We start from the raw sequence: 16,848 nt of genomic DNA, 5'->3' as shown, positions 1-16,848 counted from the left end.
GGCGTAGGTCGTGGCATTAAAATAAATATATCCGAAAATTAAAATAACTAAAAATCGCCGAAATTGCCGAAAGTCTCAAATCGAAGCTTAAGCCGGACCCCTGCCACAATTGCGCCACGCCCCCCGCTGAGCCCTGATCGAGAGTGGCCCCGTCGCATCAGACCGACGGGGGCTGTCATGACCATTTCCGAATCGATCATCGTCGCGCCGCTGGCCGGCAAGGGCAGCGAGATCACCGAGGCGCATTTCGGCATGAACATCGTTCTGGGCTATGAACGGTTCGGCAGCCAGCCCTGGGAGAAATTCGACGAGATCCAGTCCGCGGTCGGCTCGCATGCGATCCGCTTTCCCGGCGGCACGATGTCCGAACAGCTTTTCGACTATGCCAATCCCAATGCGACCTCGGCAGTGGCGTCGAACGGGTCGATCCTGCAGCTGATCACGCCGGATGCCTTTTTGGACTATTGCGCCACGACCCATACCAAGGCCACGATCAACCTGCCGGTGGCCCAGCTTCTGACCGAAGGCCGGGTCGGGGTGCGGGATTTCGATGTCTCCAAGGCCGATCTCGTCCGCGATTACGTCGACCACCTGCTGGAAAAGGCCGGCCCCGAAGGCATTCAAACCTTTGAACTCGGGAACGAATATGCGACCTTCATGCTCGCGTCGGAATATGGCAAGGTCGCCAGCGCCGTCGGCCTGATCGTCCATCAGGAGATCGAGAAATATTACGACGCCCATCCCGGCCATGACGCGACCAAGCCGGAGGTCGCGGTTCAGGTCTGGGGGCAAAGCGCGGGCGGCACCTTCTCGCTGACCGATCTCGCCGCGCGCAACCACACCGTCATGGCCCAGTTCAGCGCCGAGGAGCTTTCGGCCATCACCGCTGTCACCGACCATTTCTATTATTGGGAGGGCATCAATGCCGGCAAGGAGAATTACCACACCTATACCAATATCTCGGCCTCGATCGGTTATTCTCTCAGCATGATGCAGGAATGGTCCGCCCTGACCGGGCGCCCCATGGATACGATCTATTCGGAATGGAACGTCAATTACCGCGATGCCGCCGATTACGGGTTGCAGCAAATCCCGGTCATGCTGGAAATGTTCACGACTTTCGTGAAAGGTGGCGTGGATCAGCTGGATTTCTGGTCCACCATGTACAATGCGACCAGCCTTGGCGATTACCATGGCGAGCTGCAGGCCGCCGGCACCCTGTTCCAGATCATGGCGCGCGACCTTGTCGGCACCAAGGCGACCGAAGTCCCGGTCCATTCCGACAATTTCGACATCCATGCCTTTTCCGGCCATGGCCATGCGGTGGTCTTCGTCTCTTCGCTGATCGATCAGGGCATGCGGGTGAAGATGGACCTCTCGGCCTATATGGACCGATACGAGGTCACCTCGGCACAGCTGATGCAGGTGGACACGGCCACCGCGGATGGCAGCTACAAGGGGGTGACCGGGCTGCAGCCCTGGGAAGAGGCCGATGCCGCGATCAAGCTTACACCGGCCGATATCTCGGCGCTGCTCGCCTCGGGGCAGCTGGCGCAATATCTCAATGCGCATGAGACCCTGGTGCTGGAATTTGCCCTCGCCAAGTTCACCATGGGCAGCATGAGGTCGGATTCGATGCAGGGGCTGGCGGGCGATGACCGGATCGATTCCCTCGCCTCCAGCGATGCGATCGACGGGATGGCGGGCAATGACACGCTGTTCGGCGGCTCGGGCAATGATTCGATCTCTGGCGGCGCCGGGAATGACCGGGTGGTCGGCGGTGTCGGGCGCGATGCGCTTTACGGCGGGACCGGCGATGACGTGATCGACGGCAAGGCGGGCGGCGACCTCATCTATGGCGGCGATGGCGACGATCTGATCGCGGGCGGCGACAGCGCCGACCGGCTGTGGGGCGGCAGCGGTGCGGATGGCTTCGTCTTCCGCGGCGGCGACCGCGGGTCGGATGTGATCTGCGACTTCTCCGATGCCGAGGGCGATTACCTCGTCTATGACGGCGCCCAGACCATGTCGCGCGACGATTTTGCGGTCGAGATCCGCGCGGTCCATGGCCTGGGCGACGAGGCGACGCCGGATCTGATCATCCGGCTTGGTGCGGGTGGGCCGATCCTCTGGCAATTGAAGGATGCCGGCGCAATCGGCGCCCTCGAGCTTCAGGATGCCAATTCGGGCCAGATGATCACGCTCCTCTGACCCGCGCCTGACCTGACCCTACCGGCGGCTTCGCGCCGCCTCCTGCAGCTGCTTGCGGAAGACGTCGCGCTTTTCGTGGATCGAGGCGATGACCAGCCCCGCCGCCCGCCCCAGCCCCAGAAGTGCCGCTTCCGACAGCTGCAGGCTGGCCTCGATCGTCTCGGGCACGGCATTGGTGACGCCGACGGTGTAGAGATGCTCGGCATGGGAGGCATCCTTGGCGCGCGAGACGATCAGCACATCGGGCCGCAGGCGGCGGACATGGGCCACGATGGCATCGATCTCGGAGGCGACCGAAACGGTGACGATGACCGCCTCGGCCTCTTCCAGACCGCAGGCCTCCAGAAACACCGGGTCGGTCGCATCGCCGTAGTAGAGCGAGCTGCCGTTGCGGCGGTGCGCGGGCACGGCGCGCATGTCATTGTCGACGGCGATATAGGGCAGGCGGTGCTCTTCCAGCATGGCGCAGACCACCTGGCCGACGCGGCCATAGCCGATGACGATGCTGTGGCCATGCCCGGCCGCGCCCTGGGCTGCGACCTCCGGGCGGACCAGAAGTTCGGGGTCGAGCGGCCGCGTCTCGGGCAGTTTCACCGCCAGCCTGCGGCCGAGCCAGGCCAGCGCCGGGATCAGCGCCATGGTGATCGAGGTGACGGTGAGGATGAAGCTCGAGGCCTCCGCCCCGATCAGCCCGAGGGCCGAGGCCATGCCGATGCCGACGAAGGCAAATTCGCCCCCGGGGCCAAGCGGCAGGGCCGCCTCGAGGGCGGCAGGCCAGGACAGGCGGAAATAGCGGCCAAGCCCGGCCAGGATCGCCGTCTTGATCCCGATCAGCCCGATCACCGCGCCCAGAAGCCAGAGCGGCTGGGCCAGAACCTCGCGCAGGTCCATCTTCATGCCGATCGAGAAGAAGAACAGGCCCAGCAGCAGGCCCTTGAAGGGGCCGACGGTGGATTCGATCGCCTTGCGGAACTCGGTCTCGGCCAGCAAGAGGCCTGCGACAAAGGCGCCGAGCGCCATCGACATGCCGGCCAGCGCCGCCACCACCCCGGTGCCGATGATCACGAAAAGCGTGGTGGCGACGAAAAGCTCGGCCCCCGCGCCGGTGCTGGCGACCAGTCGGAAGATCGGGCGGAAAGCAAGGCGCCCGACGATCACGATGCCGCCCACCGCCACGGCGGCGTTGAGAAGCGCATAGCCAAGGCTCATCAGCACCGAGCCATGCGCGCCGCCGGCGAGGATGGTGACAAACAGAAGCAGCGGGATGACGGCAAGGTCCTGCGCCAGAAGCACGGCAAAGCTCGCCCGCCCCGAGGCGGCCGAAAGCCGGCCCTGCGCCGACAGAACCTCGATCACGATGGCGGTGGAGGACAGGGCGAGACAGCCCCCCACGATCACCGCCACCCCCGGCGCCAGACCGGCCAGCGCCGCCACGGCCGAAATCGCGAGGGTGGAGAGCAGGACCTGCAGGCCGCCCAGGCCAAAGACCAGCCGCCGCATGGTTTTCAGACGTTCGTAAGACAGCTCCATCCCGATCAGGAACAGCAGGAAGACGACCCCCAGCTCTCCGATGCTTGCGACGTTCTGGTCATCGACCACAGTGATCCAATAAAGGACCGGAAACTGCGCGATGAGCGAGCCAAGGCCGAGCGGCCCGAGGATCGCCCCCGCCGCCAGATAGCCCAGAACCGGGCTGAGCCCCCAGCGCCGCGCCACCGGAACCACGACCCCTGCCGTGCCGAGAACCACCAAAACGTCACTATAGGTCTGAATATCGATCGCTGCTGCCACGCCCGCTCCAATTGTTGAGGATTTTACTGTGGAGACAGGGTCTTGCATCACGTCGCGCGGGTCAACCCTGCGCGGGCAAATCACCGGCGCAGGAGCGATTTTTCGGCGAAAAATCGTGAGGGAAGGTCAGGGGGACTTTTCGCTGAAGAAATCGTGGGGCAGATCAAGATCGATTTTTCGCAGAAAAATCGTGACCAGCGGCGCAACTCGATTTTTCGCAGAAAAATCGTGATCCGGATGCAAGGCCGATTTTTCTGCGAAAAATCGCCTTGCGACGGACCGTGGCGCGGCTCAGGCGCCTGCAGCCTCGATCCGGTCGCGCAGCGGTTCGAGGTTGTAACCAAAGCGCGCCGGAAGCCCGATCAGCTCATCCGCGGGCCTCGTGCCGGCATAGGCCAGCGCCCAGACGCAGGAACAGCGGTTGCCCGAGGCGCAATAGGCGAAGACCGGGCCGGTGGCGGCCTCGATCGCGGCGCGCTGGGTCGCGAGAACCTCTTGCGAGAAATTGCCGGGCAGGATCGGGTTGACCACGAAGGTCAGGCCCAGCGCCTCGGCGGCTTCCTTCATCGCTGCGGTTTGGATCGCGGCCGGGATTTCGCCATCGGGGCGGTTGTCGATCACGGTGGTGAAGCCTGCCGCCTTGATCGCGGGCAGATCGGCCAGGGTGATCTGCGGCGAGACGGCATAGGTCGGGGTGATGGCGCGGATGTCCATGTTGCTCCTGAGTACGGGGGCGCCAGAGAACCGGGCGCGCAGATGGGGAGTGGCCAGCATACCTGCCGTCATGGCCAGAAGAAAGACCAGACCGCCCCAGCCGCCAAAGCCGAGCGAGGCCAGCGCCGGGCCGGGGCACAGCCCAGCCAGGGCCCAGCCCGCACCGAAGAGGGTGGAGCCGATCACGAGGTCGGGGCCGATCTCGGTCTTGGGCGGGGCGGGCAGGGCGAAGCCGAGGACCGAGGCCTTGCGCCGCGCCGCGACCCGCCAGGCCAGCGCCATCGGCAGGATCGCCCCGCCCAGCACGAAGGCCAGCGTCGCATCCCAGGCGCCGAAGACATCCAGCCAGCCCTGCACCTTCAGCGTATCCGTCATCCCCGAGATCAGAAGCCCCGCGCCAAAGACCGCGCCGCAAGCCAGGCAGACCAGAAGCCGCGCCATGCTACAACACCCCCAGCACATGGCGCAGCACGGCCATCGTCAGCCCTCCGGTCAGCACATAGAAGACCGTGGCCACGATCGACCGCAGCGACAGCCGCGACATGCCGCAGACCCCATGCCCCGAGGTGCAGCCATTGGCGAGCCGCGTGCCGACCCCGACCAGAAGCCCGCCCGCCACGATCACCACGACATTCCCGGTCAGATGCGTGGCCGCCGGCATCAGATGCGACAGACCCCAGGGCAAGAGCACCAGCCCCGCGACAAAGGCCAGCGCGCCCTGCCAGTCGCTCCAGCCGCTGCGATCGACCAGCCCGCCGAAAATCCCCGAAATCCCCATGATCCGGCCATTGAGCAAGAGATAGGCCGAAGCCGCCCCGCCGATCAGAAGCCCGCCGGCAAAGCCCCAGAGCCAATCCCAATGCATCATCTCGCGATCTTCCCTGTCGTGCGGAGCCTGTGCCGTCACAGCCCGTTGAGCGGCACCTTCAGATAGGACAATCCGTTGTTCTCGGGCTCGGGCATCTGGCCCGCCCGCATGTTGACTTGCAAGGAGGGAATGATCAGCCGCGGCATCGGCAGGGTCGCATCCCGCGCCTCGCGCATGGCGACGAACTCGGCCTTGGGGCGGCCGGCGCCGACATGCTTGTTCAGGGCCTTCTGCGCGCCGACCGTGGTTTCCCAGGCGAAATCCTCGCGGCCCGGCGCCTTGTAATCGTGGCAGACGAAGATCCGCGTCGCCTCGGGCAGGGCAAGGATGCGCTGGATGCTGTCATACATCACCGCGGCCGAGCCGCCGGGAAAGTCGCAGCGCGCCGTGCCATAGTCGGGCATGAAAAGCGTGTCGCCGACAAAGGCCGCATCGCCGATGACGAAGGTCATGCAGGCCGGCGTATGGCCCGGCGTGTGCAAGGCTTCGCAGCGCATCTGGCCGATCATCACGCTGTCGCCGTCCTTGAAGAGATGGTCGAACTGCGACCCGTCGCGGGCAAAGCGGGTGCCCTCGTTGAAGACCTTGCCGAAGGTCTCCTGCACCACGGTGATCCGGTCGCCGATGCCGAGCCTGCCACCCAGCGCCTCCTGCAAATAGGGGGCTGCCGAAAGGTGGTCGGCATGGACATGGGTCTCGAGGATCCATTCCAGCCGCAGACGCTTATCCTTGATGAAGGCTATCACCTGATCGGCGGCGCGGGTGTCGGTGCGCCCCGAGGCATAGTCGAAATCGAGGACGGAATCGATGATGGCGCAGGCGCTCCCCTCGGGCTCGACCACCACATAGGTCGCGGTGTTGGTCGCCTCGTCGAAAAAGGCATGAACGCTGGGATGCATGGCTGACCTCGCTGCGTTGGAACTCCGGGCAGCATATAACGCCTTTGCCGCCGCCATAAGGCTGCCCTGATCCGGCGACGCGCGAATTGATGTGAATCAAGGCGCGCGCCTGCCTTCTGGCGCAGGATCGCGCATCAGGGAGCAGATCATGACATCCATCGCAGAACGCAAGATCCAGTTGGAGACGCGGGCCCGTGACCTTCGGGCCCGGATCGGCGGCATCGCCGCAAGCCTCGATTCCCATGCCGAGACCGATTGGGAGGAGCGCGCCACCGAGCGCGAGGATGACGAGGTGATGGAGGGCCTGGGTCTGGAGGCCCAGACCGAGCTGCGCGCCATCGATGCGGCCCTGAAGCGGATCGAGACCGGAACCTATGGCCAGTGCCAGATCTGCGGCGCCGCCATCTCTCCCGCGCGGCTTGACCTTCTGCCCTACACCCCCTTTTGCAAGGAACATGCGACATGAAAGATCCCAATGCCCCCGCCCTGGTCGTCGCGGCCGAACTGATGGGCGAATGGACCGAGGCTGCCGTGGCCGCCGAGGCGGCAGGGTTGGCCGCCCTCAAGGCCGAGATGCAGGGTCTGGCCGTGCTGTTCGGCGGCACCTCCGAGCCGCTGGAGCGGGCCGAAGCGCAGGCCCGCGAGGCGCGGATCGAAGAAGGCTTTGACAACATGCCGCTTTAAGGCCCTGATCCACCGCCAGACCCATGGACAAGCGACCGGCTTTGGCTCTTGAATAAGGCCGGCTGGCGAACAGGGCCGGGGCAGGCGGAGGGGGACAAGGTGCAGGAAACGGGTTCGGCCTCTGAAGGTGCGATGGCGGCAGATGCGGGCGTGATGCGGCTGGACCGGATCGGCGCGGTGGCCGTGCTGGTGATGACGCATCCGCCGGTCAATACCCTGACCGGCACGCTGCAACGGGCGCTTCTGCAGGCGCTGGACCAGATTGCCGCCGATCCCGAGATCCGCGCCGTCATCCTGCGCGGCGAGGGGCGCGGCTTTTCCGCCGGCGCCGATATCCGCGAGGCGGGCCAGCAGGCGCGGCGGGCCGAACTCGCCCGGCTCTGCCGTCGGGTCGAGGATTTCCCCAAGCCGGTCATCGCGGCCCTGCATGGCACGGCGCTGGGGGGCGGCTGCGAACTGGCGCTGGCCGCGCATTACCGGATTGCCAATGCCGCGACGGTGCTGGGCTTTCCCGAGGTCGGCCTCGGCCTTCTGCCCGGCGCCGGCACGACCCAGCGTCTGCCGCGGCTGATCGGCGCGGAGCAGGCGCTGCGGCTCTTGCTCGTCGGCCTGCCGATCCGCGCCGGCGAGGCGCTGGCGCTTGGCCTGATCGACCGCGTGGTGACCGAAAACCTTGGCGAGGCCGCCCTTGCCATGGCGCAGGAGGCGCTGCCGCCGCGCCCGACCTCGGGCCTTCCCCTGCGCGACATGCCGGGCCATCAGACCGCAGTCGCCGCCGCCCGCGCCGCCCTCAAACCCGACGCGGTGCTGCCCGGCGCCTCCAGCCCCTTGCCGGCCCCCGCCCGGATCATCGACTGTGTCGAGGCGGCAGCCCTTCTGCCCTTCGAGATGGGCCTTGCGATGGAGGCCGCCGCTTTCGAGGATCTGGCCGCCAGCCCGCAGGCCAAGGGTCTGCACCACACCTTCATCGCCGAACGCCGCGCGCTGCAGCCGCCGCCCCTCGTGGCGGGCCGCAGCCTGCCCGTGGTCGAAAGCCTCGGCATCCTCGGCGCCGAAGACCCCGCCGCCGACCTTGCCCTGCAGGCGCTGGCCGCGGGGATGAAGGTCACGCTGTGCGAGGCCGACCGGCCGCGACTTGCCGATACGCTGGGGCGGATCGCCGCCAAGCAGGATCAGGCGGTGGCCGAGGGCCAGATGACCGAGGATCTGCGCGATGCGGCCTGGGCTCGGCTCTCCTCGGCCCAGACGCCCGAGGCTTTGGCCGGGGTGGATCTGGTGTTTCTGGGCGGCGAGGAGATCGCCCGCGCCCTCGACGGGGCCGAGACGCCGATTGCCGCCCTTCCCGAAGGCCTGCCCTCAGCGGTGATGGGGGCGGTGGCGGCTTCGGGCGACCTCTGCGGTGCGGGGCTGACCGTGCCCGAGGTGATGGGGGGGCTGGCGGAGCTGTCCTTTGACGCGACGGCGGCGCCCGACCTCGTGCTGCGGCTGGTGGCGCTGGGGCGGCGGCTCAACTGGCGGGTGGTGACGGCGGGGCCGGGCGGCCCGATCGAGCTGGGCCTGCGGCTGGCGCTGGAGGATGCCGAACAGGCGCTGCAGGCGCAGGGCCAGACGCCCGAGGCGATTGCGGCGGCGCTGCGCGCCTTCGGCCTTGGCGTCGGCGCGCTGCGCCATCTGCCGGCGATGCCGCGTGGCGGGCAGGCGATCGTGCAGACCTGCCTTGCCGCCCTCGCGGCCGAGGGCGCCCGGATGCTGCAGGATGGCCGCGCCCGCCGGCCCTGCGACATCGACGCGGTGGCGCTGCTTTCGGGTCTGATCCCGCGCTGGCAGGGCGGGCCGATGTTCCTGGCCGATCAGCGCGGGCTTCTGGTCCTGCGTGCCGATCTGCGCAAGCTTTCCGCGCCGGTCTTTGCCGTGCCGCAGGTGATCGACGATCTGATCAGCGAGGGGCAGAAATTCGCCGACCTCGATCAGGGCTGACAGGGTTCAGCGCAGCACCAGCCCGGTCACGAGCGCGGCCAGCCCCAGCACGCTGACCCCCATCGCGGCGAGGTTCCAGACCACGACCTTCTGCATCACGGCCCGCGCCGCCTCGGGCACCATGCTGCGCGCCCGCATCGAGGCCACGCCGCAGGCCAGAAGCCCGATGCCGCCCAGAACGGTCACCAGGGCGCCGCCCCAGATCAAGCCTGCCAAGATCGCTGCATTCATCCCAAGGCCTCTTTCGGTTGCACATCCGGTCCCGCGCCGCCTAGCTTCTTCCCGCGCGCCTGTCCAGCCTTGCACCCCTGCCGCCGCGTGGGATAGGAGGACGGCAAACCCCATTTGCGAGGCCCGCCCATGTCCAGTCCCAACGATCCCTATTCCGTCACCGCCGACGAGCTGCGCCAGTTCGTCGAACGTCTCGAACAGCTTGAAGCCGAAAAGAAGGACCTGGCCGAGCAGCTGAAGGAAGTGATGGCCGAGGCCAAGGGCCGCGGCTATGACACCAAGGTCCTTCGCAAGATCCTCGCCCTGCGCAAGCGCAAGCCCGACGAACTGGCCGAGGAGGATGCCGTCCTCGAAGTCTACAAGGCCGCGCTCGGCATGAGCTGAGGCCCGCGTCAGCGACTGAAAACACCCCGGTCGGCCCCCTCGGGCCGGCCTTTTCTTTGGCGCGGCAGGCTCAGGGCGCGATCAGCCGCACGCCGGGCATGGCGGCAATCCGCGCCACATCGGTCAGGTAGCCTTGGGTCAGACGCTCCGCCGTGGCGGCGGTCCAGCCGGGGATCTCCACCTCGACATTGATCCTTTCGGGCAGGGCGAACTTGTCGAGGAAGGCCGAGACGATCCGGCGCCGCATCTCGACCGAGGTGACGGGATGGGTGTCGATATAGGCCTGCATCCGCTTCAGCCCCTCGGGCGGCATCAGGGTGGCCAGAAGGTCGTTCTCATCCTCCAGCACGGTGCCGGGCGCGTGGCCTGCGACGGCCTGCAGAACCTCGGGCCAGATCAGCGGCGTGTCCTCGTCGCACCAGACGGTCAGGGCAGCTTCGGGGTTCTGGGCGCGGATGCTGGCGATGACATCGGACCAGCGCAGGGCGGAAGGTTCGATCCCGCCGAGGAAATCCTCGAACTTCGGCTTGCCGCCCTTCATCGTCTTTTGCTTCTCATAGACCGCGGGCAGAAAGCTCGCCGGGTTGCGGATCGCCAGGTGAAACTCTGCCGGAAGCTGGGGGAAGATCTGGGCGAAGGCGCGGGTGCGGTCGCCCGCCGCGGGGTAAAGCCCGCCATCGACGACCCAGGGCAGGAAGGACAGGAAATTGTCCCAGGACAGGATCAGCCTTTCGGCGCGGTCCTCTTCCATGATCTGGTCCAGCACCATGGTCTGGGTATCCGGCGAGGCCGCCTGCCCGTTGAGTGCTATGGCCGTGTCGCGCATCAGGTGGCGGTAGCGGGTGGGCCCCGGCACCACGATGCCCTGCGCCGCAAGCGCGCCGCGGTTCTTGAGCAGGCAGCGCAGCAGGCGTTCATCATCGGTGCAATGCGCGCCAAGGTGGTAGACAATCCGCATCCTGTGTTCCTGCCCGGCTTTTTGTTCTTTGGCGATGAATATACGGGGTTTTCTGGACAGGGAAACAGGTTTCCGTTAACAGCCGGTTATGACCCAGCAAAACGCTCAGGCAAAGCCTTCCTTCATGCAGCGGATCGTCCTGCCTGACCTCTGGTCGCTTGGCGCGGTTCTGATCGGGGCGGTGGTGGTGGCGCCGGTGCTGGCGGTGGTCTGGCTGGCCTTTCACCCGACCGAGAATATCTGGCCGCATCTTCTGTCCACGGTCCTGCCGCGCTATCTGGCCAATACGCTGATCCTCGCGGGGGGCGTGGGCCTGCTTGCGGCGGCGGTGGGGACGGGGGCGGCCTGGCTGGTGGTGATGTACCGCTTTCCGGGGAGGCGCTTTCTGGACCAGGCGCTTTTGTTCCCGCTCGCGATCCCGGCCTATATCGGGGCCTATGCGCTGGTCGATTTCCTCGATTACTCCGGCCCGTTGCAGGTCGGGCTACGGCTCGCGATGGGCTGGAAGACGGCGAGGGATTATGCCTTCCCCGAGGTTCATTCGCTGGGCTTCTGCATCGTGGTGCTGGCGGCGGCCTATTACCCTTACGTCTACCTTCTGGCGCGCGCCGCCTTTCGCGAGCAATCGGGCGGCACCTACGAGGTTGCCCGTGCCCTCGGCGCCGGGCCCTTCGGCCTGTTCTGGCGCGTCGGCCTGCCGCTGGCGCGGCCGGCCATCGCCGTCGGCATGGCGCTGGTCCTGATGGAGACGGTGGCCGATTTCGGCGCGGTGCAGCATTTCGCGGTGCAGACCCTGACGACGGGGGTCTTCTCGACCTGGCTCAACGGTGACAATGCCGGCGGGGCGGCGCAGCTGGCCGGGGTGATCCTGGTGCTGATCCTCGGCCTGATCCTGGTTGAGCGGGCGAGCCGGAGGAATGCGCGCTTCCACAAACCCTCGCGCGCGGTGCGGCCGGTCTCGCCCCTGCAGCTGCGCGGCTGGCGCGGCCTTCTGGCGCTGGGTCTGTGCCTTCTGCCCTTTGCCATGGGGTTCCTGTTGCCGGTGGCGGTGATGGCGGGCCATGCGGTGCAAAAGCCGCAGGTCTGGCTGGCGCCGGGTCTGGGGCGGGCGGTGGTCAACACGCTGGTCGTCGGCGGGCTGGCGGCCGTGCTGACGGTGGCGGCGGCGACCTTCCTCGTGCATGGGATGCGGCTCGCCGGGCGCAGGCTCGCCCGCTTCGTGCTGCCCTTGACGGCGGTGGGCTATGCAGCACCCGGCGCGGTCCTGGCCGTGGGCATCCTGATCCCGCTCGCCGCCCTCGACCACCGGCTGGCCGATGCGATCCTGGCGCTGACCGGGCATGACCCCGGGCTCTTGCTGACCGGCACGGCGGCGGCGCTGGTCCTGGCCTATGCGGTGCGGTTCTTCGGCATCGCCCAGGGCGCGGTGGATGCGGCCTTCGGGCGGGTCTCGCCCTCGCTGCCGATGGCGGCGCGGTCGCTGGGGCAGACCTCGGGCGGGGTGCTGGCGCGGGTCTATCTGCCCCTGATGCGCGGTTCGGTCAGCACGGCGCTGCTCATGGTCTTCGTGGATTGCGTCAAGGAGCTGCCCGCCACGCTGATGCTGCGCCCCTTCAACTTCAACACGCTGGCCACCCGCGCCTATGACCTCGCGAGCCTGGAGAAGATCGGCGAGGCCGCCCCCGCAGCCCTTCTGGTCATCGCGGTCAGCCTCGTCGCCGTGGCCGTGATGGCCCGCGCCGCCCGCGCCTGAGCGTTTCGGGGACTTGCACCAAGGCCGTTTCGCCGCTATGTCAGCGCCAAGCCTCTATAGCTCAGATGGTAGAGCACCTGATTTGTAATCAGGGGGTCGCGGGTTCGATCCCTGCTGGGGGCACCACACTCAGAATCGTCGGACGAAGCAGGGTGTTGGGCGCCGGACCATTACCCTTGCGTCGGATGACGTCTCCGAGCCGTTCAGCGGCATTCCATCATGGCACAGAGAGACGGAGCCTGCGGCAGAGGTTCTGGCCTGCCCGGGCCCAAAGCGGACAGCCGGTGAACAGCTGTCGCATGTTCGGGGCGTGACGCAAGCCCGCCGAATGGGGGGTTCGCGCTGGTCCTTTCCAGTACGTCCAGACCCCGGCGGGACAGGTCCTCAGGCCGAGGCCAAAGCCATCTCAGATGTCCTGCGGTTTGTAATCGGCGGCGGCCGAGGGCATGACAGCTTTCAGCAAGGTCACGGATTTCTCCAGCCCTTCCAAGGCGTTGAGCAGAACATCCTCATGTTCGACCGACAGCCAGCCGTCATAGCCCGCCATCTTCAGACGGTAACAGAACTGCCGCCACCAGGTCTCGCCATGGCCGAAGCCCAGGGTGATATAGGACCAGCTGCGCGCGGGAATATCCATCAGCGAACCATTTTCCAGAAGGCTGGTCGTGGCCTGCACGGGCGCGTTCAGCAGAGTGTCCTTGGCGTGGACATGGTAGATCGCGGCCCCCAATGCCTCGGCAGCGACCAGCGGGTCGGCGCCCATCCAGAACAGGTGCGAGGGGTCGAGATTGGCGCCGATGACCGGCCCGATTTCCTGCCGCAGCCTGAGCAGCGCGGGCACGTTGTAGACGCATTGGTTGCCGTGCAGCTCCAGCGCAATCCGTTCGACGCCGCTCTCGCGGGCCAGGGCCGCGATCTCGGTCCAAAAGGGGAGGAGCTTCTCCTCCCACTGATAGCGCAGGATCGCCTGTGTTTCGGGCGGCCAGGAGGAGACGACCCAGTTCGGCATCGTGTCGCCGGGGCTGCCCGCAGGCAGGCCGGACATGGTGCAGACGGTCTTGATCCCCATCTCGCCCGCAACCCTTATGGTGTCGCGCAGGCCCTGACCCTGCGCCGGGTCGGTCGGGTGCAAGGGATTGCCGTTGGCATTGAGCGCGATGATCTCCAGCCCGCGGTCAGCGAAGGCCCTTGTGAAGCCGCGGCGCGCGCCGGCATCTTTCTCCATGGCCGCAAGGTCGAAATGCGGCGCGGTGGACCAGCCGCAGGTGTTCACCTCGACGCCGCTGACGCCCATGCGCGCGGCATGGTCCAGCATCGCCTCGAACCCCATGCCGCCAAGGCTGTCGGATACAAAGCCAAGTTTCATGCCGCTGCTCCTTTTTGACCCATGTAGAATGCCGGTTTGGCGATGAGCGTGACCGGCTGTCTTTGCCCGCTGGCCAGCGCCTTTGCCCCGGCCGCGGCGACCACGGCCGCGCAGTAGCCATCCCAGGCATTCGAGGCGATTGCCGGAAAGACCCCGGTTTGCACAAAGCGCAGGAAATCCCGGTTCTGCCGCACATAGGCCTCGTGATAGCGCCCCCGCCAATCTGCATCGTAGCGGGTGGACGAGGCCAGCCGCAGGTCGGTGCGGGTATGGGCCATGGTGTTCATCGCCATTGACCCGGCCTCGCCCACCAGTTCGGCGCGCACGTCATAGCCATAGGCCGCGTTGTTGTTGACCTCGATGGTGACGAGCTGGCCATCCGCGGTGTCGAGCACCATGACGACGGGGGCCACCCGGGCGTCGGAGCGGCGCGGCTGATGCGCGGTGATGGCGGTGAATTCGGTGCCCAGCACATGGCGCACCACGTCGAATTCATGCGGGGCGGAATTGGTGATCGCCATGGCGCCGGTAAAATCGACGGCAGGCGTTTCCACGTTGCGGTGGAAGTTGTGCATCATCAGGGCGCGGCCAAGAATGCCATCGGCCAGGGCCTGGCGCATCTCGATATAGCATTGATCGTAACGCCGCATGAAGCCCAGCATCACGAAAGAGCGGCCGGATCGGGCCTCGGCCGCCATGACCTCGCGGCATTCCTCTGGCGACTGCGAGAGCGGCTTTTCGCACAGCACGGGCTTGCCCGCCGCGATACAGGCCAGGGACAGCGGCGCATGCGTGAAATCCGGCGACGCCAGGATCACCGCATCGACATCGGCACGGGCAATCGTGGCCTGCGGGTCGCTCGCCACATCCCTCGCGCCAAAGGCATTCGCCACCGATTTCGCCCGGGCGGGGTCCATGTCGCAGACCACCTGAAGCGTGGCCCCCGGCAGCTCCCGCACCACGATGCTTGCATGATCCTCACCCATCAGACCCGCGCCTATGATCGCCAGTCGCGTCATCGGACAATTTCCTTTCCTTCGGTGCGACCAGAGATCGACCCTTTGATTTTGAAGTGGTTGAAGGTCCGGCGGCCTGTCCCGCCGGTCCGTCAGAGAGGGGGCGCCGGCGGCTGCCCGGCGCGGGCGTCCATGACACCGTCGATATGCGCCTCGAGGTCGGCCATGGATTCGCCGCCCGCCATCAGGTCGGCGATCTCTTCGCGGCTCTTCTCGCCCTTGCGGAAATCGGCCGCGATGGCGCCGCGGATCAGCACGGCGAAGTGGTCGCCCACCGCCATCGCATGCATGACCTGATGGGTGATGAAGATCACCGCCAGCCCGCGCTTCTTGGCCTGGTTCACGATGCGCAGCACATGCGCCGCCTGCTTCACGCCCAGGGCCGCCGTCGGCTCGTCCAGGATCAGCACCCTTGCCCCGAAATAGACCGCCCGCGCGATGGCGAGCGACTGCCGCTCCCCGCCTGAGAGGCCGCCCACCAGACGGTCGCCATCGGTGATCCGGGTGATTCCCATCTTCTGGACCTCCTCCACCGCGATGCGGTTGGCGGTCTTGCGGTCGAACACCTTGAACGGCCAGAAGCCCCGGGTCGGCTCCGCCCCCATGAAGAAATTCCGCCCGACCGACATCAGCGGATAGGTGCCGCCGAACTGGTGCACGGTGGCGATCCCGCGGTCCTGCGCATCGCGCGGGCTGATCAGGGTGGTGGGCTGGCCGTCCATCAGGATCTCGCCCCGGCTGGGTCGATAGACCCCGGCCAGCGTCTTGATCAGGGTCGATTTGCCGGCGCCGTTGTCGCCCAGAAGGCACAGAACCTCGCCCGCGCCGACCTTCAGGCTGATTTCGTGCAACACGTCGATCGGCCCGAAGGATTTGTCGACCTTGCGCAGTTCCAGAACCGGTTTCTTGTCCGCCATCATCGCGCGCCCTCCTTCTTTTTCGCCGACCAGCTGGTCGCCAGATTGCGGAACGTGTCATTCAGCAGGACGGCGATCAGCAGCATCACCCCGATGATCAGGAAGGACAGGTTCCGGTCGATCTCGGTGAAACCGATGGCCTGGGTCACGATGGACAGCGTCAGGACGCCAAAGACGATGCCCATCACCGTGCCGAACCCGCCGGTCAGCAGCACCCCACCCACCACAACCGAAATGATCGTGTTGAAGATCAGCCCGAAGTTCGCCTGAGAGGTGGCCGAGCTGAAGGTGATGACCTGCAAGACCCCGGCAAAGGCGGCAGAGGTCGAACACAGCATGAAAAGCCCGATCTTCAGCCGCGCCACCGGGATGCCGGCATTTCGGGCGCTTTCCTGGTCGCCGCCAAGGGCAAAGACCCAGGAGCCTTTCGGCGAATGATGCAGGAAGAAGGTGAAGGCCGCGACCAGCCCGGCCCACCAGAAGACCGAGGAGTTGAAGCCATAGACCTTGCCGCCGAACAAGGACTTGGCCCAATCGGGGGCGTGGTAGAACGAGTTCGTGTTGTTGATGAAGAAGATCGACAGGTAAAGCGTGACCCCCGCCACCGCGAACAGCGTGGCCAGCGTCACGATAAAGGACGGCACCCGGGTCCGGGTCACGATATATCCGTTGATGAAACCGATCAGCGCGCCGATCCCCAGGGCTGCGATCACCCCGACCAGAACCGGCATCTGGTAATGTTCCGACACGATGGCCATGGTCATCGTCGCGGCGGGCAGCACGGCGCCGGTCGAAATGTCGAGCTCTCCGGCGATCATCAGGAAGCCGACCGGAATGGCGATCATGCCAACCAGCGAGGCATAGTTCACCCAGGTGGTCACGCCGGGGACGGAGAGGAAGTTTCGGCTGTAGCCAAAGATCGAAAACAGGATGAAAACCGCGACAAAGCCCATGAAGGCGCCGGCGGCGGGGCTGCGCAGGAAGGCAAGAACGGAAAAGCCCCCGGATCTGAACGGGATCGCCGGACTGTCACCCGAGGCGATATCGGCTTTGGCATCGGTCATTGGGACGGGTTCCTT

16 protein-coding genes and 1 tRNA gene are annotated in these 16,848 nt (G+C 66.4%); 7 read left to right on the top strand and 10 right to left on the bottom strand.

Annotated features, from left to right (window positions below; translation table 11 throughout):
- Positions 1-177 precede the first annotated feature (177 nt).
- Positions 178-2,211 carry a calcium-binding protein gene (locus tag AC1DZT_RS03675; RefSeq protein WP_478005245.1) on the top strand — a complete coding sequence of 678 codons (2,034 nt, stop codon included), beginning with the start codon at positions 178-180 and terminating at the stop codon, positions 2,209-2,211.
- Between the two features lie 18 nt (positions 2,212-2,229).
- Here the strand turns inward: AC1DZT_RS03675 and AC1DZT_RS03670 are convergent, their stop codons facing one another.
- From AC1DZT_RS03670 to AC1DZT_RS03655, 4 genes are all read right to left on the bottom strand, one after another.
- Positions 2,230-4,002 carry a cation:proton antiporter domain-containing protein gene (locus AC1DZT_RS03670; protein WP_478005244.1) on the bottom strand — a complete coding sequence of 591 codons (1,773 nt, stop codon included), beginning with the start codon at positions 4,000-4,002 and terminating at the stop codon, positions 2,230-2,232.
- A gap of 291 nt (positions 4,003-4,293) precedes the next feature.
- Positions 4,294-5,157, bottom strand: a complete 864-nt coding sequence (locus AC1DZT_RS03665) for a DUF6691 family protein (RefSeq protein WP_478005243.1) — start codon at positions 5,155-5,157, stop codon at positions 4,294-4,296.
- A 1-nt stretch (position 5,158) separates the two neighbouring features.
- Positions 5,159-5,581: a YeeE/YedE family protein gene (locus tag AC1DZT_RS03660; protein WP_478005506.1), complete on the bottom strand. Its 423-nt coding sequence runs from the start codon at positions 5,579-5,581 to the stop codon at positions 5,159-5,161.
- A gap of 38 nt (positions 5,582-5,619) precedes the next feature.
- On the bottom strand, positions 5,620-6,483 hold the full coding sequence (locus AC1DZT_RS03655) for an MBL fold metallo-hydrolase (RefSeq protein WP_478005242.1): 864 nt from the start codon (positions 6,481-6,483) through the stop codon (positions 5,620-5,622).
- Between the two features lie 148 nt (positions 6,484-6,631).
- Between AC1DZT_RS03655 and AC1DZT_RS03650 the strand changes: the two genes are divergently transcribed.
- The 3 genes from AC1DZT_RS03650 to AC1DZT_RS03640 all read left to right on the top strand — a co-directional run bounded on the left by AC1DZT_RS03650 (position 6,632) and on the right by AC1DZT_RS03640 (position 9,144).
- Entirely contained in the window at positions 6,632-6,949 is a 318-nt protein-coding gene (locus AC1DZT_RS03650) for a TraR/DksA family transcriptional regulator (protein WP_478005241.1), read from the top strand.
- Positions 6,946-7,167, top strand: a complete 222-nt coding sequence (locus AC1DZT_RS03645) for a hypothetical protein (protein ID WP_478005240.1) — start codon at positions 6,946-6,948, stop codon at positions 7,165-7,167. Before AC1DZT_RS03650 ends, AC1DZT_RS03645 begins: the two co-directional genes overlap by 4 nt.
- Positions 7,168-7,266: 99 nt before the next feature.
- The gene (locus AC1DZT_RS03640; RefSeq protein WP_478005239.1) at positions 7,267-9,144 is read left to right on the top strand and encodes an enoyl-CoA hydratase-related protein; all 1,878 of its coding nucleotides are present in this window, start codon (positions 7,267-7,269) and stop codon (positions 9,142-9,144) included.
- A 6-nt stretch (positions 9,145-9,150) separates the two neighbouring features.
- On the opposite strand, the gene AC1DZT_RS03635 is transcribed toward AC1DZT_RS03640, so the two are convergent.
- Positions 9,151-9,375, bottom strand: a complete 225-nt coding sequence (locus AC1DZT_RS03635; RefSeq protein ID WP_478005238.1) for a hypothetical protein — start codon at positions 9,373-9,375, stop codon at positions 9,151-9,153.
- A gap of 129 nt (positions 9,376-9,504) precedes the next feature.
- On the opposite strand from AC1DZT_RS03635, the gene AC1DZT_RS03630 reads away from it, so the two are divergent.
- Positions 9,505-9,759 carry a DUF2312 domain-containing protein gene (locus AC1DZT_RS03630; protein ID WP_478005237.1) on the top strand — a complete coding sequence of 85 codons (255 nt, stop codon included), beginning with the start codon at positions 9,505-9,507 and terminating at the stop codon, positions 9,757-9,759.
- 70 nt (positions 9,760-9,829) lie between these two features.
- On the opposite strand, the gene AC1DZT_RS03625 is transcribed toward AC1DZT_RS03630, so the two are convergent.
- Complete coding sequence (locus AC1DZT_RS03625; protein WP_478005236.1) at positions 9,830-10,717, bottom strand: hypothetical protein; 888 nt, start codon at positions 10,715-10,717, stop codon at positions 9,830-9,832.
- Between the two features lie 124 nt (positions 10,718-10,841).
- Here AC1DZT_RS03625 and AC1DZT_RS03620 point away from each other — a divergent pair, with 124 nt between their 5' ends.
- Both AC1DZT_RS03620 and AC1DZT_RS03615 read left to right on the top strand, forming a co-directional pair.
- Positions 10,842-12,470 carry an ABC transporter permease gene (locus AC1DZT_RS03620; protein WP_478005235.1) on the top strand — a complete coding sequence of 543 codons (1,629 nt, stop codon included), beginning with the start codon at positions 10,842-10,844 and terminating at the stop codon, positions 12,468-12,470.
- 50 nt (positions 12,471-12,520) lie between these two features.
- A tRNA-Thr gene (locus tag AC1DZT_RS03615) sits at positions 12,521-12,596 on the top strand.
- A 280-nt stretch (positions 12,597-12,876) separates the two neighbouring features.
- Here the strand turns inward: AC1DZT_RS03615 and AC1DZT_RS03610 are convergent.
- The 4 genes from AC1DZT_RS03610 to AC1DZT_RS03595 all read right to left on the bottom strand — a co-directional run bounded on the left by AC1DZT_RS03610 (position 12,877) and on the right by AC1DZT_RS03595 (position 16,833).
- Complete coding sequence (locus AC1DZT_RS03610; protein WP_478005234.1) at positions 12,877-13,836, bottom strand: sugar phosphate isomerase/epimerase family protein; 960 nt, start codon at positions 13,834-13,836, stop codon at positions 12,877-12,879.
- Complete coding sequence (locus AC1DZT_RS03605; protein ID WP_478005233.1) at positions 13,833-14,855, bottom strand: Gfo/Idh/MocA family oxidoreductase; 1,023 nt, start codon at positions 14,853-14,855, stop codon at positions 13,833-13,835. The genes AC1DZT_RS03610 and AC1DZT_RS03605 overlap by 4 nt, the downstream gene beginning before the upstream one ends.
- Before the next feature lie 89 nt (positions 14,856-14,944).
- Positions 14,945-15,772, bottom strand: coding sequence for an ATP-binding cassette domain-containing protein (locus tag AC1DZT_RS03600; protein ID WP_478005232.1), 828 nt, complete (start codon positions 15,770-15,772; stop codon positions 14,945-14,947).
- The gene (locus AC1DZT_RS03595) at positions 15,769-16,833 is read right to left on the bottom strand and encodes an ABC transporter permease (protein ID WP_478005231.1); all 1,065 of its coding nucleotides are present in this window, start codon (positions 16,831-16,833) and stop codon (positions 15,769-15,771) included. The genes AC1DZT_RS03600 and AC1DZT_RS03595 overlap by 4 nt, the downstream gene beginning before the upstream one ends.
- Between the last annotated feature and the right edge of the window lie 15 nt (positions 16,834-16,848).

It is taken from the genome of Rhodobacter sp. P1_C2, from assembly GCF_056406375.1.
This window is presented reverse-complemented; position numbering and strand designations above follow the sequence as displayed.

Bases quoted from the DNA above. Each gene is read 5' to 3' on its own strand.
- AC1DZT_RS03595 (WP_478005231.1), bottom strand. From the start codon at position 16,833: ATGACCGATGCCAAAGCCGATATCGCCTCGGGTGACAGTCCGGCGATC.
- AC1DZT_RS03610 (WP_478005234.1), bottom strand. From the start codon at position 13,836: ATGAAACTTGGCTTTGTATCCGACAGCCTTGGCGGCATGGGGTTCGAG.
- AC1DZT_RS03675 (WP_478005245.1), top strand. From the start codon at position 178: ATGACCATTTCCGAATCGATCATCGTCGCGCCGCTGGCCGGCAAGGGC.
- AC1DZT_RS03645 (WP_478005240.1), top strand. From the start codon at position 6,946: ATGAAAGATCCCAATGCCCCCGCCCTGGTCGTCGCGGCCGAACTGATG.
- AC1DZT_RS03625 (WP_478005236.1), bottom strand. From the start codon at position 10,717: ATGCGGATTGTCTACCACCTTGGCGCGCATTGCACCGATGATGAACGC.
- AC1DZT_RS03630 (WP_478005237.1), top strand. From the start codon at position 9,505: ATGTCCAGTCCCAACGATCCCTATTCCGTCACCGCCGACGAGCTGCGC.
- AC1DZT_RS03655 (WP_478005242.1), bottom strand. From the start codon at position 6,483: ATGCATCCCAGCGTTCATGCCTTTTTCGACGAGGCGACCAACACCGCG.
- AC1DZT_RS03660 (WP_478005506.1), bottom strand. From the start codon at position 5,581: ATGCATTGGGATTGGCTCTGGGGCTTTGCCGGCGGGCTTCTGATCGGC.
- AC1DZT_RS03650 (WP_478005241.1), top strand. From the start codon at position 6,632: ATGACATCCATCGCAGAACGCAAGATCCAGTTGGAGACGCGGGCCCGT.
- AC1DZT_RS03665 (WP_478005243.1), bottom strand. From the start codon at position 5,157: ATGGCGCGGCTTCTGGTCTGCCTGGCTTGCGGCGCGGTCTTTGGCGCG.
- AC1DZT_RS03635 (WP_478005238.1), bottom strand. From the start codon at position 9,375: ATGAATGCAGCGATCTTGGCAGGCTTGATCTGGGGCGGCGCCCTGGTG.
- AC1DZT_RS03605 (WP_478005233.1), bottom strand. From the start codon at position 14,855: ATGACGCGACTGGCGATCATAGGCGCGGGTCTGATGGGTGAGGATCAT.
- AC1DZT_RS03620 (WP_478005235.1), top strand. From the start codon at position 10,842: ATGCAGCGGATCGTCCTGCCTGACCTCTGGTCGCTTGGCGCGGTTCTG.
- AC1DZT_RS03600 (WP_478005232.1), bottom strand. From the start codon at position 15,772: ATGATGGCGGACAAGAAACCGGTTCTGGAACTGCGCAAGGTCGACAAA.